This window comes from Peterkaempfera bronchialis, assembly GCF_003258605.2.
In the GTDB taxonomy this organism is placed as follows: domain Bacteria; phylum Actinomycetota; class Actinomycetes; order Streptomycetales; family Streptomycetaceae; genus Peterkaempfera; species Peterkaempfera bronchialis.
On sequence record NZ_CP031264.1, the window covers coordinates 15,835 to 42,755 of the forward strand.

Genomic DNA, 26,921 nt, shown 5'->3' on the forward strand with positions numbered 1-26,921 from the left:
ACGGGGCGGGTCAGGGACGGACGCCGAGAACGGTGAAGGCGCGAGCCGGGTCTGTCGTGGCAAGCCAGCGGCCGACTAGTACGGCGGCGCGTGCGCATTCGGCGACCTCCTCGCCGGGGGCTTGCGAGGAAGGTTTCGGAGCGCGGGGGCATGTCAGGCCTTGCGGACTGGTGCCTATGGCCTGATGGCGCAGGGCGGTGCGCAGGCTGGCGCGGGTGTAGTCGGTCAGTGCGGCAGCTCGTTCGGCGAAGGCCGCCTGGTGGCGCGGGTTGGCGTGGGCCCAGGCCATGAGGGTCACAGTGGACTTACCCGGCAGTGAGCGTCGGGTGTCCTCTGGAAGGACGAGCGGGAGGACGAGGAAGGCGCTGGGCCACGGCAGAGGGCCTTCCACCTTCTTGACCGCGGCGTGGACGCTGCTGGCCAGGAGATAGGCGCCGAAGGCGGGGTTGAAGAGGGCTTCTGCCTCGGGAACGCGGTGATGAGGGGTCGTGGTCACTGGTCCTGCGTCTCTTCCCGGGGCTTGCACAGGTCCTTGTAGTCCGGGTGCCAACCGACGGCACGGTCCGGGACCGCGGTGTCCGCTTGGTCGGCCAGGCTGTGCATGGTGCCGCGGCCGATCCACGGCGCGGTGATGCTGCCGGGGCGGGCGGGCCTGTCGGCGGCCCTGTCCATGGTGTCGTCCAGTACGGCCTGGCCGAGGGACTCGCGTTCGGGTGCGGGCATGTCGCCGTGGAAGCGGCGGGTGCGACGGCGGAAGACGTGCTCCCACTCGTCGTGCAGTTCCTGCTCGTACTCACCGAGCCGCTCGGGTGTGATCTTGAAGGTGCGCAGCCATTCGGAGCGCTGGGCGCGTGCGTAGTGGTACTCGCGCAGGTGCATGGCGATCTCCGGATCGGGCAAGCTGATCCATCGCATCTGATTCACGACGAGTTGGTCCTCGTAGCCGGCGATCTCGGCCTGGGTGAGGTTGCGCAGGGTCTCAGTGATCGGCAGGTTCTTTCCGGCGTACCGGTCGAGGACTTCGTCCCTGCGGCACATGAGCTCCTGGGCGCTGACCGCAGGTCGCTTGCGCTGGGGGTTCTTGCGCTCCAGCAGTCCGACAGCCATGCCGTACCACCACCCTTTGATGTCGTCGAGAGCGGCTTGAGCGTGGTCGCTCGGTGTGATCCCCAGCTCTTTGGCCAGACTAGGGTTCAGGTCCGACATCACCGGGGCGCCGTCATCGACCGTGATGGCGTCGACCAGTTGGTGGCGCTGCGACGGAGTCAGTGCCATGAACAGTTCGCGGTCTTTCGCCGTGCCGTCCGCGCCGTTCTCGTCTCCGGCGATCTTCTCCATCCGGGCCAGTGCGGCACGAGTGTCCCGGTCGGCTCCGGAGCGGAGCATGGAGAGAAAGGTGTCGGCGGGAGCGACCTGGGTCGAGACCAGGCGCAGCAGCGGCATCGCTGCGCTCGAGGAGGCTGCGATGGCTTCCAGGGTTGTCCATCGATGCCAGTGGTTGCTTGTACGCGCCGGGTTTTCTGGACTTCGGGTGGCTCCAGCGGCGTGGCGTCGCCGTCATGTAGAGGCGGCGCTGCGCGGGGATCTGGGCATCATCGTGGATGTCACCCCAGCTCTTGTCGAGGCTGCCGGTGGTGTGATGGGCCTCGTCAGCGACGGCGAGGGCCCACTCCGGCAAGCCGTGGCGGCGGTGGGCCTCGACGATCGCGGGTAGGGACTGGTAGGTGGAGAAGACGATGGTCGGGCCGCTGTGGTCGGCGACACGGCGGGCGAGTTCGGCCGGGCTGGTGGTGAAGGGGATGCACAGGGCGCCTCGGCCGGACGGGGGCAAGGCGCAGACCGCGATGTGCTTCTCGTCCGGGCGGCCGCAGTCCCACTCGCGTGCTGTCTGCGCCACCAGATCCTGGCTGGGGGCGAGCACGAGGATGTTGCCGTGGGGGGTGTAGGTGTCGGCGCTGGCCCGGGCGATGACGGTCTTGCCGGTGCCGCAGGCCGCGACCACGGTCACTCGTGAGTGGCGTTGGAGGCCTGCGGTGATGGCGCTGACGGCGCGTTGTTGGTGCGGGCGTAGTCGGATGGGCTTGTGGGGCACGTGGGCGTCCTCGGCGACCGGCAGCTGGATCGGCGGGGCGGTCGCCGTGCCTGCATGGCTCGTGCCCCGCTCCGGACACCAATTCGATCGGCTTTCCGGTGTTCCTTGTCAAGCGGGCTTTGGAATTCTCGTCGATTTGACTGCCGGGGTGGCGCGTTCAGGAGCGTAGATGTCATTCTGATTCGTTCGGTTCGCCTTGAGGTCGCTGTTCCGCGTGAATCGGCTGAGCCGCGGGCGCCGGGGAGCCGCCTCGCGGCTCACCGAGCCAGTGCCCTCAGCCGGGTTTCAGCAGGCAGGACAGGAGTCGCCCCGCCAGGCGGCCGAAGGTGAGGTGTCCCGCGCCCCGCCGTGCGGTGGCCGACCGCTTCGGCCGCCTTCTGCGGCGGCGGCCCTTCGGGCGCGAGGAAACAGTTCTCCCATTCGGCCGCCAGGGCAGCCATTCTCATATTCGGCAGATCGCTGTCAAGAATTGGCGCGCTTTGCAGGATTCTTTTCCCTGTTCCTGCTCCTCGCGCCGCTCGGCGTGGTAGCCATGGCCGCAGAGGCGAGGGAGGGTCATGGATTCGGTGGCGGGGTTGGATCGGGTACGGGTGCGCGAGCTGCCGTTGCACGTCCGGTTCATGGCGGGCGAGTCGACCGGTTCCTATGTGACCCGCCTGGCCGGCCGGAACGGGCTCGAGGTCCAGCAGTTGCTGGACGAGGTCGGGCAGGGCAGCACGAGGGCTGTCGCGCCGCATCTGACCGAGCTCTACCTCAACCGTCCTGCCGCCGAGCGCTTGGCCGCGCTGGCCAGCCGTCCGCTGGAGGTGATGCGGCGGGCGCTCGCGAGCCTGGGCGCGGCATACCTGCTCGACGACGGTGACGGAACTCCCGCCTGGTCGTTCCCGTGGGCGGTGCGGGACGGCTATCTCGTGCGGGCCTGCGGGTTGTGCGCGGCCGCCGCGGCATCGGTGAGCCGGCCTGGATGATGGTGGCGGACCCCTGGCACCTGTGCGCCCGGCACGCACGGTGGTCGGACAACTCCCGTGATCCGCAGACCCCTTGGATCGACGTGGCTGACTGGCCGCAGATCCTGGCAGCGGAACGCCAGCGGGTGGCCATGGTGCGGTGCCTGGGCCGCACCGCACGCGCGTTGTTCGCCGACGCGCGCACGATGAGCAGAGCCGAATCGAGCGCGCCGGACAGGCTCCGGGTGATGGCCGACCGTCTCGGGGAGGCCCGTGCTGCCTCCTTGTTGCTCTACCCGCACACCGTGCGCATCGCCCGCGTCCTGGCGCAGGCCGAACGTCGCCGGCTCGGCCGGGAGCTGACGGCGGACTCCTACGAGGGCTGGTTCGCTCGCAGTTCACAGGAGTTGGGCCCCAGGTACCGGGGAGTGCTGAGGCGGTGGATGGAGTGCCACAAGCCGGTGCCGGGCCCGGAGCCGAGGCGCAGAGGTGAGTTGGGGCGGGCCGTGCTGGTCGCACCGCACACACGGATCGCACCGCTGGATTCGACGCAGCAGCTCAGCTGCCTGCCCTCCGGCCCGGTGGCCAGCCCGTTCGACCGGCCCTTCCTGTGAAGGGAGCCGCAGTGCGCAGAAAGCGGGCCAGCAGCCCGATGCGGTCGTCGGCCATGGGTACCAGCAGCCGGAGTCGGCAGTACTCAAGACTGATGCGCCGGGCTCCGGCACAGAGCCGGCGGAGAGGAGTTCAGGGTGGATGTCTGGGCCTCGGTGAGCTCCGGCGAGGACGGGGCGTCGTGGGTTGATCCGCGAGTCCTGCGCGGGGAGGTGCTGGAGGAGGCGCTGTCGTCGATCCCTGCGACCTATCCGGGGCGGCAGGGCATCGCGACGGGGTGGTGGGCATCCACCACCGGCGCTCTCGTGGAGTGCGGTACGGAGGTGGAGCGCCGAGGCGCCGTGTTCCTCGACTTCGATCCGTCGGTTGCGGATTTCGCCGCGTCCCGGGTGCGGCTGCGATGGCAGCATGAGGACCAACGAGGCACGGTGGCAACGGTGTTCTTCGCCCGCACCTGCGCCGGGCGGCGCCTGGCGGTCGTCCACCCGGCCCGGCCCGGAACTCGGGGGCGGTACGAACGCGAGGCATTGCAGGTGGCTGCTGAAGCTGCCGGGTGGGCCCTGCGCGAGCTCGGGCCGCCTGACGGGATCCGGATCGCCAGCCTGGAACGCGCCGCAGCGTTCAGGTTCCCCGAGTTCGGCGACCCCCAGGTACGGACCGCACTACGGAAGACCTTCAGCGTGCCGCGCCCACTCCAGGACGGCGTGGCAGCCGCAGGCCTACTGCCGGGCAGCAACTCCCGTGCCTACCACCTGCTCTGGACCGGTGACCTGATGACCGACTGGAGCCGGCCGCTACTGCCGACATCGACCGTGTGGACCAGTACGGAGGACACGTGACCGTCACCCAGGACAGCACACCGCCACTTGCCGAGAGCTCGGCGGCCGTGTGCGCTCTCGAGCCCGGCCAGCGGGTCCGGTTCGACGGCGAGGAGTACGTGGTCGCCGGTGTCCGGGGCCCCAGCGTGCAGTTGCTGTGCGAACAGGAGCCCTGCAGGTCGGCCGCCGTGCTCCTCCAGGTGCTGACCGGTGCTGCGGACTTCGCGGTCCTCGACGCGGTCGGCGCGCCCAGGCCGCTGCAGCAGGTCCCGGACGTGGACATCCTCGACGTGCTTGATCAGGGCAGGCGCGAGCGGATCCGCGCGTGGGAATGGCATCTGGTCGAGCTGCGCGACGGAGTCCCGCCCGACTCAGCAGCAGGCACGAAGCCGCGCTCCGCCTACGAGACGACGAGGTCGCAGCGGGAGCGGTTCGCCGCCAAAGCGGCGGAGCTGACAGCACTGGGCTGGCGCGGTGTGTCGAACAGCACCATCCGGCGCAAGTTCCTGGCCTACCAGGACCAAGGCGTGGCCGGGCTCGCGCGGCTCGCTATCGGGCAGGTCCGCACCGACGAGCGGGTGATCCAGCTGCTGCTGCGCGAAGTCAAGCTCGCGGTCGGCGAGTCCTCGGGATGGGCGAACCGGGTCTACGAGCGGCTGCTGACCGCTCTCCACGCAGAACACCCTTCCGAGTACAAGAAGTTGGCAATCTCACCGGCGACGTTCTACCGGCTGATCAAGCGTCTGGGGATCTCCGCCGCCTATCTGCAGGCCCCGGTACGGAACCGACTCGACCAGGAGAACTCCCCCGCGTCGCCGTTCACACCGACCACGGCGACGATGCTGGGCGAGCAGGTGCAGATCGACTCCACCGGCCTGGACATCCTGGCGGTCGGCGACGACGGATTCACCGTGAGCGCGGAGCTGACCTGCGCCATCGACGTGGCCACCCGCAGCATCATCGGCGCGATGATCGTGCCCAAGAGCCCGGGCCGGGGGCCGCGCGGCCGCAGGCTCGGCGGGCGCGCCACCCGGACATTCGACGCGACGCTCCTGCTCGCGCAGGCCCTTGCCCCGATGCCAGGCCGGGCCGGCTGGTCGCCCCTGGCCCTGGCCGAGCGGTCCGACCTGCCCTACGCGGACCTGGTGGCCTGCGATCCGCGGATGACCGGCGCGGCCGCCCGCCCGGTGATCCGTCCCAAGATGGTCGTCGTCGACCACGGGTCGATCTACCGCAGCGAGCACTTCGTGGACGTGTGCACCTCTCTGCAGATCTCGGTCAGGCCCGCGCGGGAGCGCACCCCCACCGACAAGGCGGTCATCGAGTCGACGTTCTCGGCGATCAAGAAGATGTTCTGCCAGTACGTGTCCGGCTACACCGGCTCCAGCCTGGCCAAGCGCGGCAAGCTGGTCGCGCAGCAGCCACTGTGGAGCATCAACGAGTTGCAGGACCTGCTGGACGAGTGGATCGCCCTGCGCTGGCAGCAGACCCCGCACGACGGGCTCCGCAGCCCCCTGCTGCCGGGCATGAAGCTGACCCCAAACCAGATGTATTCGGTGCTGGTGGCCTGCGAGGGACAGGTGCCGCTGCCGCTGAGCGCAGAGCAGAACCGCAAGCTGCTGCTGTGCGAGCGCCGGGTAATCACCGAGAAGGGCGTCACCATCAACAACCGCACCTACAACAGCGATGCCCTGCAGGCCTACGCACGGCTGCACACCGGCATCACCGGACAGGGACACCGCTGGGAGATCCGCCACCACCCCTACGTGCCGCGGTACGTGTGGCTGTACGACCACCGGGACGGGCAGTGGGCCGAGGCCGAGTTCATCCACCAGAAGCAGATCGGCGACGAGTGGACCCAGTATGAGTGGGAGGTCGCAACCGCCCACCACCTGGCCCGGGGCAGCACCAAGGAGCAGCAGCAGGCCATCGCCCAGGCGGTACGGGAACTGCGCGAGCGCGCCCGCCGCGGCCCCAAGGACCAGCCCGCCCCGGACAGGACAGGGCGACGCCCACGGCCCGCTGCCCCGTTCACCGGTCCCGACCTGCCGGTGCGAGTGCCCGAGGTCGACCCCTACGAGGGCATCACACTCCCCACCCCGGAGACCGTGGCAGCCGCACGCGTGCTGGACGCGTCGGTGAAGAACCTGTTCCCCGGCCAGTGGTCGCCCGCGACGCCACCGACGGTCTCCACAGCCGCCGCACCCGCCTCCGGGCAGACGCCCGCACCCGCCGCAGCCGCAGACACCCCGGACGACGAAACCCCTGGACTCGGCTCCCCCGACAAACGGGCCAGAGCTTCCCGGCCTCGACTGGCCGCCAGCGCCGCAGGCCTGTTCCGAAACCTCACCGCTCCGCCCCGGGCCGACAGCCGGCCGCCCACTGGCACCCCTGTCCCTGATGACCCGTCGAAGGAGCCCGCATGAACCGCCTGGACCTGATCCGGTCCACTCCGCTCCCCCACGGCATCGCGGTCACCGGCGCCTACCGGCCCGCCCGGCTCACCACCAAGGAAGGCTGGAACGAGTTCGCCCACCACATCCTGGCCGCGCCCGACCTGCAGGACTGCGCACCGCTGGGCACACCCGTCCGCGACAACGACCCGCGGATGCTCCACCACGGCGAGATGCTGCCCGTTGACACCGACGACCTGTGGCGGGGCCTGATCGACGCCCGCCGGATCCTACGGGCCAACCGCTCACGCAGAGGCCGCCGGGCTCATGGGCATTGGAGCACAGTTGCAGCTCCTGAAACATCCCAGTTCAAATGCCCTACATAGAGCACTATCTGACGCGCCGTCCACCAAAGAGTCAGGTCAAGACCCTGTTGCAGTACACCCACCTGCTCTCTCAGTTCATGAAGCAGGGCAGGTAAGAGGCCATCAGATACCCCACTGCATTTCAGATCCACTGAGACCACATACCCCACACCTGCTCCAGCGCCGCGGTGAAGACCGGGTCGTGGACGTCCACGTGGCCGTAGACCTGCTCGACGGTCGCGGCCGAGGCCCAGCCGCCGGCCTCCCGCGCGATCACGGCGTTGCCGCGTGCGGCGTCCAGCACCGCGGTGGCGAAGCTGTGCCGGAAGGCGTGCGGGACCATCCGGCCGATCTCCACACGGGCCGCGGCACGGCGCAGCATGCCCCGGGCCGCGGCGGTGGTCCACGGTTGGCCTCGGGAGGGGCCGTGCAGGCTGACCAGGAGCATGCCGTGAACGCTCTGGGCGGGGTACTGGGTGGTGATGTACTCGAAGTAGGTGTGGATCATCGCCGGGCTCGCCCGGCGCACCGTCCCGCCGCTTACGGCGTTGTCCTGCCAGGTCCATGGTGTCTTTGTCTTGACCCGGGCCCGGTTGGCATTGTCCTCGCGGTGGCAGATGTGCACATGCGGCCCCCGGCATTGACCGCACGCGGCCTGCTCGCGCAGGTGCAGGTCGGCCAGGCGCAGCCCGCACAGCTCACCGATCCGGAAACCGCCGTCGGCCAGCCACGTGACCACCATCCGGTCCCGCGCGCACGACACCGCCCTCAGCAGCAGATCCCGGGCGCCCTCGGGCAGCATCTTCGGATGCCGGCGCACCCGCTCCGCCGGAGCCAGAGGGTTCGCGGGCATGCTGTGCAGGACGTGCCCGAGCATCGCCCGCCGCCTATCCGCCCGCGTCGGCAGCCGGGTCACACGCAGCGCCTCCGCCAACAACGGGTTCATGCCCCGGATGCCCAGGTGGAGGTAGAAGCCCTTCAGGCAGGCCGCCGCGGTCTTCAACGCGCTGTGCCCGTAAGGGCGTTTGTTCTCCCGCCACGGCAGCCCGAACGGCCCCGGATAATCCGCCCCGAGTGCCGCCATGTAGTGCCGCAAATCCTCAAGCGACACCGCCCCTGCGTCCAGGCCCGCGAACCGCAGCCACCGCAGATGATCTACCAGCACATACGCGTACGTCCGGTCCGTGCCCGCCCGGCAGGTGCGCAGGAACCCGTCCGCCTCCGCCACCACCGAGCAGTCCGTGTCCACGACCGTGTAGGACACCCGCCCGCCCCCGCGGACGACCTCCTGCACCCGTAACTCGCCCACCACCAACCGACCACCCACCCGCGTGCCGCCTCTCTCCGGACCCAGGGCCGCCCCCTGGCGGCACTCCCGGCCCCGAGTCCACACCCCTTCCCCACACCCACGGACCACTCCACGCGAACGTCCCACACACCCAGGTGACGGTTGGTAAAGTCCGTCACCCTCACACGCCAGAACACCCCCTCAGGCCACGTTGGCGGCAGGCACCCTCAGGGGCAAGCGTGGCCCTGAGCACGACGGGTGAGCGGCCAGATCTCCGCGTTCACGCCGATGAGCCGCTGTGCATTCGTCCCGAGCGCCGGGACGGGTCGAGGGCGGGCGTTTTCTGCCAACTCCGCCCGGGCGGCGCTACTATCGGTCGATCACGCAACGCCTGACACGTTGGCCGCAGGAGGCGCCTTGTTGCACGAGCAGGTTCGCTCCTCGAATGTCCGGTCGGTGGGCTACAGCCAGCAGGAGCGTGTGCTTGAGGTCGCCTTTCACAGCGGAGGGGTGTACCGCTACGTCGACGTGCCGGCGGACGTGCATACGGCCTTGATGGCGGCTCCCAGCAAGGGCAGATTCCTGGCTCGCTTCGTCAAGGGTCGCTACGTCTACCGCCGTGTCTCGGGCTGACGCACCCATCCAGGTCCCGTCCATCGTCGTCGAGTTGAGGCACGCGTGCAGATCTGTTCCGTTTCCGTTGAGGGCTTTCGCTGCCTTGCGGACGTCGCCGGGGTTCCGGTCCTTTCCCAGACGATTCTGACCGGGCAAAACGAGGGCGGGAAGACCGCTCTTCTGGACGCGCTGAACTTCCTGCTGCACGGAACAGCACTGAGCGAGCACGATCTCACCTACGTCGGCGACGGCGATCTCCAGGAGCCAGAGGGCGACACAGCCGCCCTGCACGCGCGTGTGCCCCAGACGGTCGTGACGGGCAGCTTCAGCCTTAATGCCGAGGAGCAACTGCGTCTCGAGCTGCCCGAGCAGGTACGAATCCGGCGGCGTTTCCGGCCGGAGGCAGGCATGTTCCTCGAGGTCCACCGACGTGTCTGCCAGGACCCTCAACTGCGTGACCTGGCGGCGGTGAAGCTGCCGGGGTTGAAGGAGCTCGCGGCGGTTCACGGGGTCGAGCCGGTCGGGCAGGCGAGTGCCAGGAATAGCTGGGAGCAGCCGCTTCGGGCGTTGGCTCAGCAATTAAAGCAGGTGGACGCGTGGGTGCCGGCGGCCTCCGAGGTGGCCGCGGCCCTGCCGACGATGGTGTACTTCAAGGGAGACTCCGTCCAGGCACCCGAGGCCGTGATCCAGAGTCTGCTCAACTCCCGGCTGCGGGAATACACGCGGGCCGACGAGGTGGCCAAGCGGGTAACGGACCTTGAGGGCTATCTCGCTGAGTCGCTGAAGGAGGACATCGACAGCATCCGCAGTCACATCGCGCAGCGGTGCACCCTGCCGTCGGTGGAGCTGGCTCCCCAGGTGCAGGTGCGTCCGACCCTGGTCGGCGTCGAGCTGAACGTGCTGGACTCCCAGGGCCGCCGCTTCCCGCTGTCGTCTGCCGGCACCGGCCGCTCGCGCCGGATCTCGCTGGCCCTGTGGGAGAGCAGCAACGAACTCTTGGGGCAGCACGACGCCACGCAGACGCCCGAGTCGGATGTCCTGTTCGTCTACGACGAGCCCGACACCCACCTCGACTACTCCCATCAGCGGCGCATCATGGCGCTCCTCCAACTGCAGTCCTCGCGGCCTAACGCGCGCGTCATCGTCGCGACGCACTCGCTCAACCTGATCGACGGCGTCGACATCTCCTCCGTGGTGCACCTGCGTACCCAGGAGGGCCGGGTTCGGGCGGAGGTCCTGAGCGAGGACAGCGCGGACAAGGACGTACGCCGACACCTGTCGACGATCGCGACAACACTGGGGTTCCGCAACAGCGTCCTCCTGCACGAGCGGTTCTTCGTCGCCGTGGAGGGCGTATCCGAGACATCCGCGTTCCCCATCCTCTTCCGCAAGCACGCTGGCTTCCCGATCCAGTCCGCCGGGATCTGCCTGTGGGCCGGCGGCAGCAACGAAGGCGCGCTGCGATTCGCCCGGTTCCTCAAAGATCACGGGCGCGACGTCGCCTTCGTAGTCGACAAAGACAGCCGCACCAACCAAAGGCACGTCTTCCGCGACGACAAGCTCAAGGAGCACGGCTTCGACCTCAAGCAGGAGTGTCTCTACCTTGGCTCCCCCAACGAGCTCGAAGACCTGTTCACCAACGACGACTGGGCCGAAACAGCCAACGCGCTGTGGAGGCCGAACGCCGAACGCGGCCCCTGGCAGCCTCAGGAGATCGAAGAGCTGCGGGCTGGCAAGTTCAGCTCGCATCTGCTGGACCTGCTCAAGGGCGGTTCCCCTGAGGGACCGAAAAACAAGGAAGACCTCATGGTTGGCATCGCCGCCCACCTCGCGCAGGACCGCATCCCCGCCGCCCTGTCCACGGTCTTCGATGCTCTCGTCAGTCGCGCGCAGGACGCGGGGCCGCATCTTTGGTAGCCGCCCCGGCCTGACGCGCCGCGCGCCGCGCCTTCATACGCATCAGCCGCTGCTGCGGCGTCGGCGCCTCCCACGTATGCAGGCCGGCCGAAGCCACCCACTGAGACCCGTGGTGGCCCGGATCGTCGCCACACCAGCGGCAGCCGTCAGGAGACGGCAGGTCCCTGCGATGCACGCGTATCACCCGACCACCGCCCATGGAGCACCGCCCGTGTACGTCGGAATACCTTCGATATGACACTTTCCCCGGAAGGCCATGCTCAAAGAGTGCCACCTGCCACTGACAACCGGACGGATGCATTCCGCTCCTTGTGTCGGCTGCGGCTGTCATACGCATGTCGGCCTTGCTCCAAGCACTCCCCCCTGTCCTCCGCCCGATCTCCCCGCCTTAAGACGCACCCAGTCCCGGGGAAAAGCGGCCACACCAGATGGCAACCCAGCCCCGAAGCAGCGTCGCAGATCTGCGGCGTACGTTCCGGTAACGTCCGCCGTGCCTGCCGGAGGCGAGCAAGCGCCGCAGGTCAGTGGCGAGTAAGGAGTGCAGGATGGCTGCGAGGCTGCCCGCGGAGGAAATCCGTCTCAGTGCGCTTGTCAGCCGGCGCAGCGAACTACCCCTCACCCCGCCCCTCTCTGCCCCCGATGCGCTGCCCTTCGGCGAGCTGTCCCCGCCTGTATTCGAACGCGTGGTCTGCGAGGTCATGTGGCTTGTCGATGGGATGAACGACATCCGCGGCTACGGCCGATCCGGACAGGACCAGGGCGGACTCGATCTCATTGGTAGGCGGAAAGGGAAGACGCACGTCTACCAGGTGCGCAGGATCGTCTCCCTGTCCGCGCCCGCGCTCCGTGCGGCCGTCACCGACTTCACCGGTCCATCCCGCACTACGACCCCCGAAGAGGGGTGGTCCGAGCGTCGGTTCAATACGGTGCGTTTTGTCCTGGCAACAGGGTGCATCGTCGATGACACGGCCGTGGAAGACGAACTCGTCGCCTTGCAGGAGCGGTATCAGGACGACATAGACGTCGATCTCTACGACGCACGTGCCCTTTCCCGATTCCTGCGGGAACGCCCGTCCATTGTCGCTGGCGTCTTCGGTCCCGAGTGGGCCAAGGCATTCTGCGGTGTAGAGACGCCACCGGTGCCGTCCCTGCCGCATGGCTACGCGTTATTGAACGACCCCCTCGAGCATCTGGGCCTGGCGGACGCTCTGCACCGCGCTCAGCAGCTCGCGGAGACGGAGCCTGAGCCGGCTGCCGAGCTCTTCGGCGAATTGGCGGATGCACTTGAGCAGGCCTCGTTTACCGGGCATGCCCGCCAGCTACGCACTCGGCAGCGCGACCTGTTGGCATCCGCAGGACAGGCCGACGCAGCATTCACCGTCGCGGCTAAGTTGATGCTTGACCGGTACGAGTCCGGCGATCGTATGTTTGTGGATGAGCACCTGAAGCGGCTGGCTCCCGACGCCGGTGGCACGGCATCCGACATCTACGTGGTCTTGAAGGCGCTGGCGGACTGGTTCGAGTACGGCTACGACCTCCCGCCGGTGACCACCGCGCTCGAGACTGTGGTGCAGGCGTGCGATCCCCTGGCAGCCCGCTTGGTGCTGGCAGTCATCGAGCAGATCGTTGTCGACGAACACCCCGACGATCATCCGTCGAGGCTGTCTGACCTGGCTTCCGAGGTTGTCCCCTCCCAGACAGGGCTTCTGCGGATTCGGCTGGAGTGCTGTCTCGCAGACCTGGCCGTCCGCGGCGGACAGAGCCCGGAAGAGTCTTATGCCGACCTCGACCGGCGCGCTCTGAGCGGCCGCATACCGGAACGGCACGCGGTCCTGGTGCACATGCGCCGCGGACGCGCCCTGGCCCTGGCCGACCTCGGAAGCGAAGCCATCGAGGCCTACCGGCGCGCTGTACTGGCCGCTACCCGAGAGGGCCTGGGAGGCGATGCCCGGCACGCCCTGCGGTCCATTTCCTATCTGTCCGACCAGTACAACGTCGGATTCAGGGAATCGTCCCAAGCCATGCTCTCGGCCCGCACGGTCGGCGCCAAGGGCGCGCGCCTCATCGACCTCTCCTTCAACCCGGCAGTCAGCGCGCTGGAAGCCCTGGTCGACGACAAACTGCCGGACGCCTCACGAGCCGCGCACCAGTGGCTGTGGCAGGACCGGATCTCCGGTGCGTTGACAGACGAGAACCTCGCCCACCAGCGCTATGGCGAAGTCTTCAACCGCGCCGGAGAAACGAAGCACGCCGTGCGTCACTTCGTCCTTGCCGGCCGCAGAAAGGACGCACTCTCCGCCACCGAATCGGCCTGCGAGTTTCTCGACGTATGCGACCTCTTGGAGGTGCGTGCACGGTGGGTATGCAGCGCAGCCGCAGCGGTGATCGGCCAGCAGGCGGATCTCATTCCTGATGATGCTGTCGCAGGCATCGCTGCCCGCCTGACGGACATCGTCATCACGGGCCTGCAGTCGGAGCTGGCGGGCCTTCATCCGGTCATGCAGGCTCTCGGAGCGCTGGGAGCGCTCGATGAGCGACTGCCAGCAACGTCAGCGCAACAGGTGCTGCCCTTGTTGATTGAATGTATTCCCAGAGAGCCGAACATCTCCCGGCACATCGATGAACAGATGCTGGCTTTCCTCGGTGCCTGTATCAAGGCTGAACTGCCTGTAGCGGACCGAGCCATCCAAGCCTTGATGGACGCGTGGAAGCTCGATGTAAACGGCGCTGAGAGTCTGCTTGCCGGCCTCCATGCCCACGTGCCGTCGGCCGTGCCAGCGGTACGCGAACGGGCGCAGCAGGGCCACCGCGGAGCCACCGCCGTCCTGGCCGACTGGCGGGTGGACGACCCCTCTGTCGCTGAGACCGCGCGGGAACTGGCCGACACCGTGCTGGCCGAACCGGTCGGGACCGTCCGCCCCTTCTATGCCATGGGAACCGTCGCGCGGCAGTGCGCGGCCTTCCTCATAGCGTGCGAGGGCCAGAGCACCGTGGACGCAGGTGAGCCGATCAGACTCTTGCGTGAACGCGTCGCAGCACACCTGCTGTTGTGGGCCCAAGACCTCAACGACACAGCCGACCGGCGCTCCGAGGCCGTGCGCGCACTGTCCATCCTCGCTGAAACCCTGCCGGCGCCCGTACGAGACGACATGTTCAAACGGCTCATGGGTCTGTACCCAAATCCGGGAGAACACCCGGTCGACGCCTTCGACCGACGCACCCAGCACCCTCTGAGCCGATACAAGATCAATGCTCAAGGAGACCGGCGTCTGCCCGCAGAGATCCTGTACGCGACCGCGGTCTTCGCCAACACCACCGAGCAAGCCATGCGCGTCCAACAGCGCCTGCTCCCGCACCTGAGCCATGCCGAACAAGAACGAGGCCACGGCTGGCTACAGGCACAGACCATGCTCGCACTCGACCGGTTGGCCCCCACGCCGACGTCCCTGACGGTCAACCACCCCTCAAAGTTCGTGCGGCAGACGGCCGTAATCTGCTGGGGCCACGCCGATCAACGGGATCCGTCTTTGGCACGCGTCTTCGCCGAGGACTCCAACACCAGCGTCCGCCACAATCTGGCCCGTATCCTCGCTGAACTCCCCCCAGGCGAACGCCTCAAGTACGAAGCCATCACCGAACGACTCCGCACCGACAACAGCGCACGCGTCCGCCAAGCCACCGCCCAGATCCCATGAGCCGGACGCTGGTCGCCACAGCGCTGGGCACGACAGAAAACACCTGTCCAGTCACACAGTGCCCATCCCGCTGGCTGGTCTCTGACCGGATCTGAAGGCTGAGGTAACGACGGCAGAGGGCACGTCGTCGGCACCTGCCAGTGTCACCTCAATCTATACGTCGCGAACATGTCCGCGACGCATCGAAGCAGCTCAGGAACATCCCGATCACTTCTAGAGTCGGTAAAACGGACGAGGCCCACGGAACCGCTGGTGATCTTGGGCGGCCGTGGGCGGCGATCCACGACAACCAGCGGATCCCGGCGGACTTCCGGCTCTACCTCACCGCGACCCCGCGCATCCTCGCCGCGGCCCGCCCGCAGAAGGGCGCGGACGGCCAGGATGTGGAGCTCGCGACGATGTCGGACGACCCGGAGGGCACCTACGGCGCGTGGCTCGCAGAGCTCGGTCTGAGCGAGGCCATCGAGCGCGAAATCCTTGCCGGATTCGAGATCGACGTCCTGGAGATCCGCGATCCCTCGCCTGTCCTCGGGGAGTCGGAGGAGGCGCAGCGGGGCCGGCGCCTGGCCCTGTTGCAGACCGCGCTCCTGGAGCACGCCGCCGCGTACAACCTCCGTACGGTCATGACGTTCCACCAGAAGGTCGAAGAGGCCCGAGCGTTCGCGGACAAGCTGCCCGAGACGGCTGCCGAGCTGTACCTGAACGACGCCTCCGACGCCGATCTGGCCGCCGCCGACAAGCTCCCGAAGTCCTCGATCGACGCGGAGTTCTACGAGCTGGAGGCCGGCCGCCACGTCCCGCCGGACCGGGTGTGGTCGGCGTGGCTGTGCGGCGACCACACCGTTGCCGAACGGCGCGAGAAGATCCACCAGTTCGCCAACGGCATCAACGCCGCCGGGCACCGGGTCCACCGCGCCTTCCTCGCCAGCGTCCGCGTCCTCGGGGAAGGCGTCGACATCACCGGCGAGCGGGGCGTAGAGGCGATCTGCTTCGCCGACACCCGCGGCTCACAGGTGGAGATCGTCCAGAACATCGGCCGGGCGCTGAGGCTCAACAAGGACGGCTCCACCAAGGTCGCCAGGATCATCGTGCCGGTGTTCCTGGAGCCGAACGAGGACCCCACCGACATGGTCGCCAGCGCCAGCTTCAAGCCGCTCGTAGCGGTCCTCCAGGGCCTGCGCAGCCACGACGAGCGCCTGGTCGAGCAACTCGCCTCCCGCGCGCTCACCAGCGGCAAGCGCAAGGTCCACCTCCAGCGCGATGAGGACGGGCGGATCGTCGGGACCGGCGGCGAGAGCGACGGCGAGGACCAGGAGCACGACGACGACACCAACGCCGCTGCCGAGTCCGCGCTGCTGCACTTCTCCAGCCCGCGCGACACCGCGACCATCGCGGCCTTCCTGCGCACCCGGGTCTACCGGCCCGAGTCGCTGGTGTGGCTCTCGGGCTACCAGGCCCTCATCCGCTGGCGGGCGGAGAACGGCATCACCGGCGTCCACGCCGTCCCCTACGACGTCGAGGTCGAAGTCGGCGTCACGAAGGACTTCCCGCTCGGGCGGTGGGTGCACCAGCAGCGCAAGGCCCTGCGCGCCGGCGAACTCGAGAAGCGGCGCAAGACGCTGCTGGACGCGCCGGAGGCCGGGATGCTCTGGGAACCGGGCGAGGAGGCGTGGGAGGCCAAGCTGGCCGCCTTGCGCTCCTACCGGCGGGCCTCCGGGCACCTCGCGCCGCGGCAGGACGCGATCTGGGGTGAGGGCGAGGCGATGGTGCCCATCGGACAGCACATGGCCAACCTGCGCCGCAAGGGCGGCCTCGGGAAGGACCCGAAGCGGGCGGCGGAGCGCGCGGAGCAGCTGGCGGCGGTCGACCCGGACTGGAACTGCCCGTGGCCGCTTAGCTGGCAGCGCCACTTCCGGGTGCTCGCCGACCTGGTCGACGCCGACGGCGTCCTGCCCTACATCGCGCCCGGCGTCACGTTCGAGGGCGACGACATCGGCACGTGGCGGTGGCGGCAGCAGGAGCCGGGCACGTGGGCGCAGCTGATGCCCGAGCAGCGCGAGCGCCTGGAGGCGCTGGGCGTGCGGGGCGCGACCCTCCCCGTGGCCATCGCCCCGGCGACGACGTCCGCGACGAAGGGTCCGAGCAAGGCACAGCAGGCATTCCAGCGCGGCCTGGCAGCCCTCGCCCAGTACATCGCCCGCGAAGGAGAGTCCTCGGTGAAGCGGACTCACCGGGAGAAGGTCGTCATCGACGGCCAGGAGCACGACCTGGCGCTGGGGATTTGGTACTCCAACCAGAAGCAACGCCGCGACAAGCTCACCGCAGAACAACTGGACGCACTACGGAAGCTGGACGTGAGGTGGGCGTAGAGCCGGAGGTCAGCCGCAACTGCCTGCGGCTACGCCGCTCAGCGAGGGGTTCCGTCAGTTCCGCAACGCGCCGTGGCAGCTGGAACTCGCGGCGTTTGTGCTGCGCCATGCCCCAGTGCGTGCTTGCCGGGGGTGTTTGCGTGCTGCACGGTGGGCGGTCAGCATGCCGGAGACACGATGCAGAGCGGGGGGAGAAACCGTACAACCCGGCTGCCGCCCTACTGGTCTGTCTTGTGCAACCCGGCACGGGCATCCCAGGCACACGGAGTGAGGCGCAGTGTCTAAGGTCATCTACCTGGATCAAAATCATTGGATCACGATGGCGCGGGCACGCTTTGCGCCCGAGAAGATCCAAAAGGCTGAGGAGCGCGAAGCCGCCACTGCATTGTGGGAGTTGGCCGCGACCGGGCAGGTCCGGTTGCCGCTGTCGATGGCCCACCTCGTAGAGACCGCTCACCGCGGCTTGAAGTCCAGCCGTCGTCGGCTCGCACGAGCCATGTTGGACGGCTACGGCGGGTGGCACATGCTCAATCCGCTGGTCGTCCGACGGTACGAGTTGGTGGGCGCGTTCAGCGGGACGAAGCTGACGGCAACGGACGTCTTCACCACCGCCGCGAACTCCCCCTTCTTCAACTACACGCCCTCGATCAGCGCTGCCGCGCCGACCGCCGCCCATCGCCCGGCCGGCCTTTCCTGGCAGGTGGCCTGGGCAAGCGCCCTGCTGGAGGACACGCTTTCTCCGGAGGAACTGGCCGCCAGCAATGCGGTCATCGAGCGATGGGCCGCTACCCTCTCGACGCTCGCCCAGTACATGCGGGACCATCCAGGAGATCGCGGCATACGTCTGGTGACGGCCGCACACATGCTGGGTGATCAGGGCAGAGACATCGCCCAGGCACTCCTGATCGCTGGTATCAGCAGCGAGAACGCCTCTGCTCTCCTGAACGAGGAAACGGTGGTCGACTTCTTTGCTCGCTTGCCCTTCAACGGCGGAGTACTGGAGATCACCCAGGCCCGCTTGCGCAACGCATCGGACAAGTGGGTACGCAACGACCTAAATGATCTGTTCTACCTTGCCTGCGCCGCAGGCTATGCCGACCACGTCGTCGCGGAGAAGAAGACCGGCGTCTTCCTCCAGCAGGCGTCGCGCGGGCTCAACACCCCGCGCGCCTTGGTTCACGTCAATCTGCGCTCCCTCGTGCACGACCTCCAGACGCCGCAGGAGACGGGCCGTCACCCCTAGCATGGGCGCGGGTCCGCTCGCGGCGCCAGCGTAGACAGCCAGCCCGGACCACCTCGCGTGTATGGCGGCCGGGACACAGACTCTCACCACGTTCGGCGGTGATCCTTGAGCAGGCCCCGCTGACCGGGGCACTCTGACCTCTGTCCGTCACCATCTCCGTCCCCCGTTCTGCGCCTATAGCCCAGGTTCGCCGGTCGTTCGCCCTATACGGCGGATCTCGGTCACGAGTGGCCACCTCTGTGAGAGAGCTGGCAGCTCCGATAGCCATAGGGGTCAAGAGCCGGGGAGAGTCATGGGAAAGATCAGCAATGGAATCGAACGAGCACTGCTGACGCGCCCGGTACCTACAGGCACCTCGGCATTGCGTTTCCTCATGAGATCCGAGAAAGGCTCCACGAGGAAGGTGGCACGTCTTCTGGGCGTTTCACAGCGAACCGTGCAGCGGTGGGTGACGAAGAGGCCCGGGGCGCGGCGCACGCCGGGTCCGCTGCAGGTCCGGGCTATCGAGGAAGCGGTCCTGGCTCGGTGGCAGCCCCGGATACGAGCCCGTCGGCGTGCCCAGGCAGAGGCAGAGGGGTTCGTCTTCCATACCCGGGCGCGATTTGGCTTCGCCGCGCCAGCAGGTTCCTCGGACGATCCGCGGGTGCGGTGGATCACCCAGGACCTGCCGGGAGAGGTAGCCCGGGAGCTATTCGCCGCCCGGGACGCCGGCGCGGGCGAGCAGCAGCAGAAGGTGATCCTCGCCCGCGCGCTGGGACACAGCTACTTCCGCGAATGGGGCCGCCGGGCTCACGGTCTGCACATCGTCTTCAGCGACGTCGAGTTCGCCGACTTCTCGATCGACTGAGCCTGCCTCTTCGAGCGAACGCGTCAGGGTGTTCAGTGTCGTGAGGCTCTGATGCGACTGATCGGCACCGCTTCGTACCTCTCGGCTTCCTGCCGCTCACGCCAGTCCCACTCAACACGGCCGACCGGGCCTTGGCGGCGGGCTGCGGGCGGCTGGGGCGGGCGCAGCTTGGCCGTCTCCGCCACGCGCAGCAGGTGCGCACGGTCACCTGGCGCGGCGAGCAGTTCCTGGTCCTCGCCGGAGACGAGCCGGGTGAAGCAGGCCGCCGCTCGCAGGAAGACGCCCGCCCAGGGTGGTACGGGGTAGGCGGCGCAGCCGTCGGTGTAGCGGGCGCGGTCGTGCAGGGCGAGCGTGGCCGCGGCGGTGTCGTAGTCGCGGGGGCGGGCGGTGGCGAGTTGCTGGAGGGAGGCACCGGTGAACAGCGCGGCGGCAACGGCCGCGGCCAGGCGAGGGTGTGCGGTCGCCGCGTGCAGCCGGTGGGCGACTTTCTGGGTGGTGTGCGCGGTGAGAACCACGGGTGGTGGGCGGTGCCGGAAGGCGATCGGCGGCGGCATGCACGGATCGATGCAGGGGCGAGGGCTGTCGTAGGAGACGAGGCGGTCCAGTGCGGGCAGGGTGAGCCACCGGTCTGCCGGCCCGGCGGGTTTGTCTGCGGGCGGGGGTTCGGTGATAGGCGTGCCGTAGTAGTGGCGGCGGGCTGCCTCGAAGTCGGTGGTGACGGAGTAGTCGGCCGTCCGCAGGGCCTGGTGCAGGGCGGCGGGAAGGTGAGGGCGGTGGCAGACCAGGGTCAGGTGGATACCAGTGAGGGCATGCAGCCGCAGGAGGCGCATCGCGCGGCGGGCGGTGAGGCGGTGGGCTCGCAGGACGGTCAGCCGGGTCACGGGCAGGGCGGTCATCCAGGCCGTGGCGGCTTCCCAGGCGGGCTGACGGCCGCCGGGAAAGCGGCCCGGGAGCAGGGGCGGTTTGCCCAGGGCGGCGAGAAGATCGTGGGCGAGGCCGGTCTCGCTGGTGGTGCCCGGGCCGGGGTGCAGGGTGATCCGGCCAGCCGGCAGGTGGTGGGCGGCCAGGGCCGTATGCGTGTACAGCGCGTCGTCGTGGCGGTCGAGAACCACGGTGACGGGCGGCAGCGGCGGGGCGAGAGGCACGGGCGGTGGGGTGTCAGGCGAGGCGGCTGAAGGCCCAGCGCAGCAGCTCTTGGTCGACGCGGGGGCGGCCGGTGCGTGCCAGGGCGGTGCGGGCGTGGGCGGTCAGCTGGGCCCAGGCGCGGAAGTTGCCGTGCGCGGCATGCTGGTCGGCGAAGGCGATGTCGTCGAGGTCGGCGTGGGCCCAGATCGGGTGGAACAGGGGGATGACGTCGAGGACCTCGCTGGGGGTGAGGCGGGTGAAGTGCTGCCAGATGAAGATGCGGGAGGAGAGCATCGGTTCGCGGCGCAGCACGGTGTGGCAGCCCTCGCCGCCGACGAAGACGACCGCGAAGCGGGTGGCGGGCTCGTCCCAGAGGTAGCGGAAGTACTCGAACGCCTCCCCGTTGAGCCACTGGGCCTCGTCGACCAGAAAGGTGCGGGGGCGCTCGGCCAGGGCGGTCTTGAGCAGACGGTCGAATTCGCTGGGGTGGCGGGGCGGCTCGCCGGCCAGGTCGAGCGCGGTGAACAGCTCGTAGCGCACCGCTCGGGCGGTGGGGCGGGCGCGGAAGGTGACCCGTCGTACATCCTCGCTCGGTTCGAGCTCGCGCAGGCAGGTGTTGACCGCGAGCGTCTTGCCGAAGCCGGCGCCGCCGTGGATGCACATCATGGCCCGCGCGGCAACGGTGTCGGCGATGTTCTCCCGTGCGGTGAGCAGGGCCCGGGTGGTGACCACGGAGGCATCGGGCAGGTCGACGTACTGGTAGGTGGCAGCGGTCACGTGGCGTCTCCTGCGGGTCGGGAGTCGGGCTCCGGCGCAACGTCCGCTGACGGGTCGGCTGGAGCGGAGGCGGGCGGGGCTGGCGCTGTGCTGGCCGCGAGGGCGGGCGGGGTGCGCCAGTACGCCGGAGGCGGCGCGGGCGGGATCAAGTCGGGGAGTGCCAGCCGTGCGACGTCGGTGTAGTCGGCGGCGGCGAGTTCACGATCGGCCTGGGCGGCCGTGACGGCTCCCAGCCGCTGGGCGGGCTCCGCGCTGGTGGTGGGGGCGAATCGCTGGCGGCGCAGGCGTTCGGCGGCCTTCGTGTCGGCCCGCAGGCGCCGGGCGCGCTCCGCGCGTGCCTCGCGCAGCGCCTGCAGTTGCTCGGGAGTGGCCGCGTCCGCGAGGTGCGCCGGGCCGAGGTGGCGGCCGCGGGCGTCGCAGACCTCGATCTCGTGGTCGTGGTGGGGCATGTAGCGCACGCGGACCTGGCGGCCGGTCTGGCCGGTCATCCACGCGGCGGTGTAGGTGCGGCCGCGCCAGCTCACGCCGTGGCTGGTCAGCTTCCGGGGCCGGCCGTCGTCCTCGAGGGTGAAGGCCCACAGGTCGGCGGCGGGGATGTCGGTGACAGGGGTCGGATCGGCCTGCCACGCCTCCAGCGGCGTACGGCCCGACAGGGCTTTCGGGCGGTGCGCGGTGTTCCACCAGTTCGTCCACTCCAGGACCTCTGCGGTGAAGTCCTGGAACGACAGGGCGGACAGCGCCCCCGCGGGACGTCCGCGCCGCTCCGAGCGGGGCCTGGTGGGCCCGGCGGTGTAGCCGGGCAGGGCGGCGAACAGCATCCGGTCCGCAGCCCGGTTGAGGCTTTCCACCGTGCCTTTCAGATGCGGGCTGTAGGCGGGCAAGTCCTTGACCGTCACACCCATCGCACCGAGCGCGGTGGTTACGGCGGCCGACAGGAAGTCCTTGCCCCGGTCCATCCTCACCAGCTCCGGCACTCCCCCGGCCGGGCCGTAGGGATCGTCCCGCACCACTGCGGCGCGCAAAGCAGCCAGTACCGACGCGCGGGAGGGATGGCCCGGGGTGACAGCGGTACCGGTGATGACCTTAGTGGCGGTGTCGATGAACCAGGTGATCCACGGGCGCACCAGGTCGCCGTCAGCGTCGACCAGCAGCGGGGCCTGGACGTGGTCAGTCTCCCAGGCGTAGTTGCGCCATGACGCCGGCCGCTTGCCGAACACGTCATGGGCGCGTGCTGCCTCCGGTCCGCTGGCGAGACCGGCGCGCTCCCCCGCCGTCAGATCGCGGCGCAGCGCGCGCAGGAACGTCAACAGGGACGGGACCGGATCCAGCAGCGGCACCTGCGACAGGGCTGCCCCGCCCGGCACAGCCACCAGGCCGGGCGGGACGGGCCCAGCAGCGCCGGACGTATGTGCTGGTACGCCCCCGGCCTCGGCTGCGGCGCGCTCCACGAGCTGGCGGTGGACTGCGGAGGCGTTGCCGTGCCAGTACGCCAGCAGCACCCGGATTTCCGCGGTGATCTCGAACCTGCTCGTGTGGCGGGCTCCGGGGTGCGCAGCCGCCTCCGGGCTCTGGGACGCCTCAGCCAGCCACCGCCACACCGTGCGCTCCGATGCCCCCAGGCACTCCCCCGCCAGCCGCACGTGCTGCCGCGATAGACCGCCCCGGGCCCGCAGCGCCAGCAGGCGGCGCACCGCAGGCGCCCGCAGCGCAACCAGCGACTGCTTTCCGAGCACGCCGGCCGGATCCCCCGACGGTGGCGGCCGCTGTCCTCCCGCGTCAACGCCGTGGCCGCCGTTGGTGTCCCTCGATCCGCTGTCCGTCATCATGCCGTTTCCCTCCTTGCCGAACGGGGTGAGGTTCTCTGCCGCCGGAACCGATGCGTCCCGGGCGCGTGAGAGTGGCGGTCATGAGTACGGACCGAGCCGGGCGCAGGCCTGGTCGATCGCGTCCCGATCCACACCCGCACCGGGGTCGCGGCCCCGGGCTGCACAGACATGTGAGGTGATCTTCGCCCAGGTACGGAAGTTGCCGCGGGCGGTCTGCTCATCCGCCCGCCCCAGGTCGGCCGGGTCAGCGTCCTCCCACACCGGGTGGAACAGACCCAGCGTCCGCGGTACGTCCTGCGTGTCGAGGCGGCTGACCTGGTGCCAGGTCAGAACCCGGGAACGCATCGCCGCGGCTCGGGCCAGCGCCCGCTCGCTGCCCGCCCCGCACAGCACCAGGGCAGCCGCACAGCCGGCGAGTCCCACAGCTGCCGCAGGTAGTCCAGCACCGGCGGCGACAGACGCTGCGCGTCGTCGAGGAACAGCACACCCGGCTCAGCCAGCGCCTCAGCCAGCGCTTGGTCGGCCGGTCCGGCCCGGTGGGTCAAGGACCCCGACGGCAGTCCCAGCGCCTCGCACAACGCGGCCCGCACCTGCGGCAGCCCGGGCCTGACTCCCACCACCGCCCGCCACACCGGCACCCGGGCAGGCAGCAGATGCAGAGCCTGCTCGACCGCGACCGTCTTCCCCAGCCCCGTGTCCCCGTACACACAGCCGATCCCCCGCGCGGCGACCGTATGCCCCACCGCCTCCACCACCCCGGCCACCTGCCGCGTGGACACCAGCCGCGCTCCCGGCGCGTACAGGCGCACTCCACCCGACACCCGGGTACGCGAAGCGGTCTTCACCGCGCCGGGCCGCTGTTCACCGCCCGTGCCGGACGGCATGGCATCCGGGCCGTCCACGACCGGCGGACCGTTCGCACCCTCTGCGAAGCCGAGTTCGGCCAGCGCCCGGTCGTACCGGCTCGGCTCCACCCGGCCCGACGCCGCCCGGGCGACCTGAAGCACCCGGCCCGCCCGCAATTCGTCCTTGATCGCACGGTGCAGGGTCGCCAAGGACGGCACAAACTCCGCCCCCCAGTGCTCCAGGACGCCCTCGTCCTGCGCCCGGAGCATCCTTCGGCGCAGTTCGGCGACGTTCCCGCCCGCCTGGGTCAGCACCTCCCACAAGGCGTCCCCCACCACGAACCCGCCCTGCCGTGGCCGCGCCTCCAGCCGCCCCTCGCGTCCCTCGGCCAGCCACCGCCATACCGTCCGCTCCGTCACGCCCGCCAAACCGGCCGCGATCCGCACGTGCAACGACGACAGACCGCCCTCACCCCGGTCCACCACGAGCAGCCGCCGCACCACCACAGCCCGCGCCACCCGCCCGGCCTCCGCCGAACCAGGCGGACCCGGCGCCGTCTCCCCCACCGGGGTTCCCGAACCCATCACAAGGCCAACCCCACCGCCCCGGCCACCCCCTCCACACGAAGACCGGCAAACCCAACACAGCCGGGCCGCGATCTGCTAGCCGCACCGTGTCAGCCACCCGGTCACCCCATGACAGCAGCGGTCTCCCACCCGCGACCGCCGACCACCCGGCTAACCGCAGACAGCTGTCGAAGGTGGCTGCTGTGCAACGCCAAATCCTTTGCTGGCCGCCCGTATTGTGTGGTGAAGTGCCCCATGGGCTCCCGCACGAAGCGACGCGAAGCGCGCAACAAGAGACATCGCCGTTCCGTGCCGGAGACGCTGGTGCTCGATCCGCACGCGCAGGTCATAGCGGATTCCTTGACCACCATGACCACGCTCATGGCCTCCTTCACTGGCGACGACCCTGCATCTGAGGCTGACGCGGCCTTCGCCACGGCGATCGAGGAGTTCGTCGTGGAGGTGCGGCGTTTCGACGCGATGCGGCTTATCGAGGTGGCTCGTCAGCGATTCTTGCCGATGGCCCGCGAGGGCGAGATACCTGTCACTGCGGAAGCGGGCACGGTCTACGTCGAACTGCTGGCGCTGATTGCTCTGACCGCCCGGCAGGAGGCAGGGACGACGGTCGGGCCCGAAGCCGGATTTCAGGAGATGAGCCACTTCGTCTCCAGCGCGAAGGAAGAGCTGAGCAAGGTCCTCCACCTTGCTCAGCTGCGTTCATTCGCGCGTGCTGACCCGAACGACAAGTTCGCCATGGTGTCTTTGTTCATTCGGGGCGCCGAAGTATGGATGCGCAATCCGTCATATCCGGAAATGGTAGAGGAAACCAATCTGGCGCTCCTTGACGGCGTTGAGAGCGTCCGCGCAGCCCTGCAGGCGCAACTGGGCTTCGACGCCGCGGATGCAATTGCCGTCCTCAACGTCTGCCACGACCTGCAGCAGGACAGACTGAACGACCGCATTGAGGCGATGGGCAATGCGGTCCTGGACGCGATGGCGGCGGAGGACGAAGGCCGGGCGGACAGGCAACTGACGGAGCAGGCCATGCTCAGCGTCACGTCGATGTTCGAGCCATCTGCCGAGCAGGCCACTGTCACGATCGACGACATCGTTGCGCATACGAGCCTGCCGGAAGAATGTGTCCGGGCCGTTGTCGAGCGGTTCCGCCTGGACCTGGGGACGGACAGTCCGATAGATGTCGTCGAGGCGTTCACCAGCGGAAGGAACCCGCTGCGAACACGGCCACTCATCGTGGGCGCAGACGGGCGTCTGATGCTGCCGCACGCGGCGTTGAACGTGTTCGCTGTGCGGGAGAACCTCGAGGAACACCTGAAGAAGACAGCTCCGGTGTGGAGCCAGTACGCCAAGCATCGCGGAGACCTTCTCGAATCCCGCACACACGCCGCGCTGGAGCGTGTCCTTCCCGGCGCTCGTTTCCGGGACGGATTGGAGTACTACCTACCCGCGAGCGATGATGAAGCTGAGGCCGCCGACCCCTCGAAGTACACCAAACGGGCCGAGGGCGACCACCTCATCGTCCTCGACGATGTCGCCATCATCGTGGAGGACAAGGCCGTCGCTTTGAGCGCCCTATCCCGCGGGGGCAAGGCGGCACGGATCCGTACCGACCTGACCGGCATCATCACCAAAGCAGCCGACCAGGCCGGGCGCATGCGCGACGCCATCGAGCGGGACGGCGGCCTCCGCACCAAGAACGAGGGATGGATCGACCTCAGCCAAATCCGTGAGATCCACACCATCGCCGTCAGTCTCGATGACCTATCAACGGTCCTGACTGCCACCGCCGAGCTGGTGCGGGCCGGCCTGCTGGCCGAGGGCAACATTCCATGGACGGTATCTCTGCACGATCTCGAGCTGATCACCGAACTGGTGGCACGTCCGGCCGAGTTCCTGCTGTACCTGCGTCGCCGCCGCAACCCCGACGTCACCGTGATGTTCCACGCGCCCGACGAAATGGATCTGTTCCTGTACTTCTTCGAGGCAGGCCTTTGGGTGGAACCCGACCCGGTGCAGGTGCGTGCGGCGTTCCCCTTCCTGCCCGAGCCGGCCACAGCCGAACTGCGCCGCTACCGAACAACAAGTCCTGCGTTCCTGACCAGCCGAACCGATGCGCTGGACCAGTGGTTCCACACCCAAGACCGCGACGGCGCGCGCTCAGCACTGGCGCCCAAGCCGGCGATGGTGCCATCACCGCTCGCGCCACTGGTCGACGAGTTGCAGTCCCGCAATGTCACTGGATGGCTGAGCATCGGCGCCACGCTGCTGTCTGGGGCAACCGACGTGCAGCACAAATTCGCCCGCCACGGCAGCGAACTCCTCGACAGTCCGAGCCCCAAGGGCCGTAGCCTGACCGTGCCGCTCACGGCCAGCGTCGACCCGGCAGAGGGCTGGCTGTTCGTGTGGGCCACCCATCCGGCTGGTGCCGACCCCGACGAGACGGACAGGAGACTCCGCGACTACCTCCGGGCCAAGAAGCACCAGCTCGGTCTGCCGCGAGGCGTCGCCTTCCTCTACGACCAACCAACCCGCAAGCTCCTCGACATCTGCTAGGGCACACCG

General features: G+C 69.0%; 19 protein-coding genes and 1 pseudogene. 12 read left to right on the top strand and 8 right to left on the bottom strand.

All coding sequences use genetic code 11. From position 1 onward, the window contains the following. Nucleotides 1–10: 10 nt before the first annotated feature. From C7M71_RS00065 to C7M71_RS33040, 3 genes and pseudogenes are all read right to left on the bottom strand, one after another. A complete protein-coding gene (locus C7M71_RS00065) occupies nucleotides 11–496 on the bottom strand; it encodes a three component ABC system middle component (protein ID WP_111489416.1) in 486 nt (161 codons plus the stop codon). After that, complete coding sequence (locus C7M71_RS31175; RefSeq protein WP_229758421.1) at nucleotides 493–1,443, bottom strand: ABC-three component system protein; 951 nt, start codon at nucleotides 1,441–1,443, stop codon at nucleotides 493–495. Before C7M71_RS31175 ends, C7M71_RS00065 begins: the two co-directional genes overlap by 4 nt. A gap of 109 nt (nucleotides 1,444–1,552) precedes the next feature. After that, nucleotides 1,553–2,092: pseudogene (locus C7M71_RS33040) on the bottom strand (DEAD/DEAH box helicase family protein); the annotation flags it as partial. A gap of 557 nt (nucleotides 2,093–2,649) precedes the next feature. Between C7M71_RS33040 and C7M71_RS00080 the strand changes: the two are divergent. The 5 genes from C7M71_RS00080 (at nucleotide 2,650) to C7M71_RS00100 (ending at nucleotide 7,248) form a co-directional block, all read left to right on the top strand. Continuing rightward, nucleotides 2,650–3,060, top strand: a complete 411-nt coding sequence (locus C7M71_RS00080) for a TniQ family protein (RefSeq protein ID WP_111489413.1) — start codon at nucleotides 2,650–2,652, stop codon at nucleotides 3,058–3,060. Beyond that, on the top strand, nucleotides 3,057–3,653 hold the full coding sequence (locus C7M71_RS00085; RefSeq protein ID WP_114914109.1) for a hypothetical protein: 597 nt from the start codon (nucleotides 3,057–3,059) through the stop codon (nucleotides 3,651–3,653). Before C7M71_RS00080 ends, C7M71_RS00085 begins: the two co-directional genes overlap by 4 nt. Nucleotides 3,654–3,788: 135 nt before the next feature. Beyond that, nucleotides 3,789–4,490: a TnsA-like heteromeric transposase endonuclease subunit gene (locus tag C7M71_RS00090; RefSeq protein WP_111489411.1), complete on the top strand. Its 702-nt coding sequence runs from the start codon at nucleotides 3,789–3,791 to the stop codon at nucleotides 4,488–4,490. After that, nucleotides 4,487–6,895, top strand: coding sequence for a Mu transposase C-terminal domain-containing protein (locus C7M71_RS00095; RefSeq protein WP_111489410.1), 2,409 nt, complete (start codon nucleotides 4,487–4,489; stop codon nucleotides 6,893–6,895). The genes C7M71_RS00090 and C7M71_RS00095 overlap by 4 nt, the downstream gene beginning before the upstream one ends. Further along, on the top strand, nucleotides 6,892–7,248 hold the full coding sequence (locus C7M71_RS00100) for a hypothetical protein (protein WP_111489409.1): 357 nt from the start codon (nucleotides 6,892–6,894) through the stop codon (nucleotides 7,246–7,248). Before C7M71_RS00095 ends, C7M71_RS00100 begins: the two co-directional genes overlap by 4 nt. A gap of 121 nt (nucleotides 7,249–7,369) precedes the next feature. Here the strand turns inward: C7M71_RS00100 and C7M71_RS00105 are convergent, their stop codons facing one another. Further along, complete coding sequence (locus tag C7M71_RS00105; RefSeq protein WP_229758422.1) at nucleotides 7,370–8,491, bottom strand: tyrosine-type recombinase/integrase; 1,122 nt, start codon at nucleotides 8,489–8,491, stop codon at nucleotides 7,370–7,372. Nucleotides 8,492–8,773: 282 nt separating this feature from the next. Between C7M71_RS00105 and C7M71_RS31180 the strand changes: the two genes are divergently transcribed. The 6 genes from C7M71_RS31180 to tpg all read left to right on the top strand — a co-directional run bounded on the left by C7M71_RS31180 (nucleotide 8,774) and on the right by tpg (nucleotide 19,201). Next, complete coding sequence (locus C7M71_RS31180; protein WP_229758423.1) at nucleotides 8,774–9,148, top strand: KTSC domain-containing protein; 375 nt, start codon at nucleotides 8,774–8,776, stop codon at nucleotides 9,146–9,148. Nucleotides 9,149–9,193: 45 nt separating this feature from the next. Further along, entirely contained in the window at nucleotides 9,194–11,047 is a 1,854-nt protein-coding gene (locus C7M71_RS00115; protein WP_111489408.1) for an AAA family ATPase, read from the top strand. Nucleotides 11,048–11,592: 545 nt separating this feature from the next. Further along, nucleotides 11,593–14,742, top strand: a complete 3,150-nt coding sequence (locus C7M71_RS00125; protein ID WP_111489406.1) for an ATP-binding protein — start codon at nucleotides 11,593–11,595, stop codon at nucleotides 14,740–14,742. Nucleotides 14,743–14,882: 140 nt separating this feature from the next. Next, nucleotides 14,883–17,111 carry a DEAD/DEAH box helicase gene (locus tag C7M71_RS00130; RefSeq protein ID WP_407675841.1) on the top strand — a complete coding sequence of 743 codons (2,229 nt, stop codon included), beginning with the start codon at nucleotides 14,883–14,885 and terminating at the stop codon, nucleotides 17,109–17,111. Between the two features lie 277 nt (nucleotides 17,112–17,388). Continuing rightward, nucleotides 17,389–18,354 (top strand): hypothetical protein, encoded by a 966-nt coding sequence (locus C7M71_RS00135; protein ID WP_111489405.1) that lies wholly within the window; start codon nucleotides 17,389–17,391, stop codon nucleotides 18,352–18,354. Between the two features lie 292 nt (nucleotides 18,355–18,646). After that, nucleotides 18,647–19,201: a telomere-protecting terminal protein Tpg gene (tpg, locus tag C7M71_RS33045; RefSeq protein WP_111489404.1), complete on the top strand. Its 555-nt coding sequence runs from the start codon at nucleotides 18,647–18,649 to the stop codon at nucleotides 19,199–19,201. A 32-nt stretch (nucleotides 19,202–19,233) separates the two neighbouring features. On the opposite strand, the gene C7M71_RS00145 is transcribed toward tpg, so the two are convergent. From C7M71_RS00145 to C7M71_RS32415, 4 genes are all read right to left on the bottom strand, one after another. Beyond that, entirely contained in the window at nucleotides 19,234–20,346 is a 1,113-nt protein-coding gene (locus C7M71_RS00145; RefSeq protein WP_229758425.1) for a hypothetical protein, read from the bottom strand. A 13-nt stretch (nucleotides 20,347–20,359) separates the two neighbouring features. Further along, nucleotides 20,360–21,103, bottom strand: coding sequence for an ATP-binding protein (locus C7M71_RS00150; protein ID WP_111489403.1), 744 nt, complete (start codon nucleotides 21,101–21,103; stop codon nucleotides 20,360–20,362). Next, entirely contained in the window at nucleotides 21,100–22,929 is a 1,830-nt protein-coding gene (locus tag C7M71_RS00155; RefSeq protein ID WP_229758426.1) for a transposase family protein, read from the bottom strand. The genes C7M71_RS00150 and C7M71_RS00155 overlap by 4 nt, the downstream gene beginning before the upstream one ends. Before the next feature lie 326 nt (nucleotides 22,930–23,255). Continuing rightward, nucleotides 23,256–24,293: an ATP-binding protein gene (locus tag C7M71_RS32415; RefSeq protein ID WP_162824076.1), complete on the bottom strand. Its 1,038-nt coding sequence runs from the start codon at nucleotides 24,291–24,293 to the stop codon at nucleotides 23,256–23,258. A 357-nt stretch (nucleotides 24,294–24,650) separates the two neighbouring features. On the opposite strand from C7M71_RS32415, the gene C7M71_RS00170 reads away from it, so the two are divergent. Further along, nucleotides 24,651–26,912: a preprotein translocase subunit SecA gene (locus C7M71_RS00170; protein WP_229758427.1), complete on the top strand. Its 2,262-nt coding sequence runs from the start codon at nucleotides 24,651–24,653 to the stop codon at nucleotides 26,910–26,912. The last annotated feature ends 9 nt before the right edge of the window (nucleotides 26,913–26,921 follow it).

Excerpts from the sequence above, each read along its gene's own strand:
- C7M71_RS00155 (WP_229758426.1), bottom strand. The coding sequence starts at position 22,929 with ATGATGACGGACAGCGGATCGAGGGACACCAACGGCGGCCACGGCGTT.
- C7M71_RS00125 (WP_111489406.1), top strand. The coding sequence starts at position 11,593 with ATGGCTGCGAGGCTGCCCGCGGAGGAAATCCGTCTCAGTGCGCTTGTC.
- tpg (WP_111489404.1), top strand. The coding sequence starts at position 18,647 with ATGGGAAAGATCAGCAATGGAATCGAACGAGCACTGCTGACGCGCCCG.
- C7M71_RS00085 (WP_114914109.1), top strand. The coding sequence starts at position 3,057 with ATGATGGTGGCGGACCCCTGGCACCTGTGCGCCCGGCACGCACGGTGG.
- C7M71_RS00080 (WP_111489413.1), top strand. The coding sequence starts at position 2,650 with ATGGATTCGGTGGCGGGGTTGGATCGGGTACGGGTGCGCGAGCTGCCG.
- C7M71_RS31175 (WP_229758421.1), bottom strand. The coding sequence starts at position 1,443 with ATGCCGCTGCTGCGCCTGGTCTCGACCCAGGTCGCTCCCGCCGACACC.
- C7M71_RS00100 (WP_111489409.1), top strand. The coding sequence starts at position 6,892 with ATGAACCGCCTGGACCTGATCCGGTCCACTCCGCTCCCCCACGGCATC.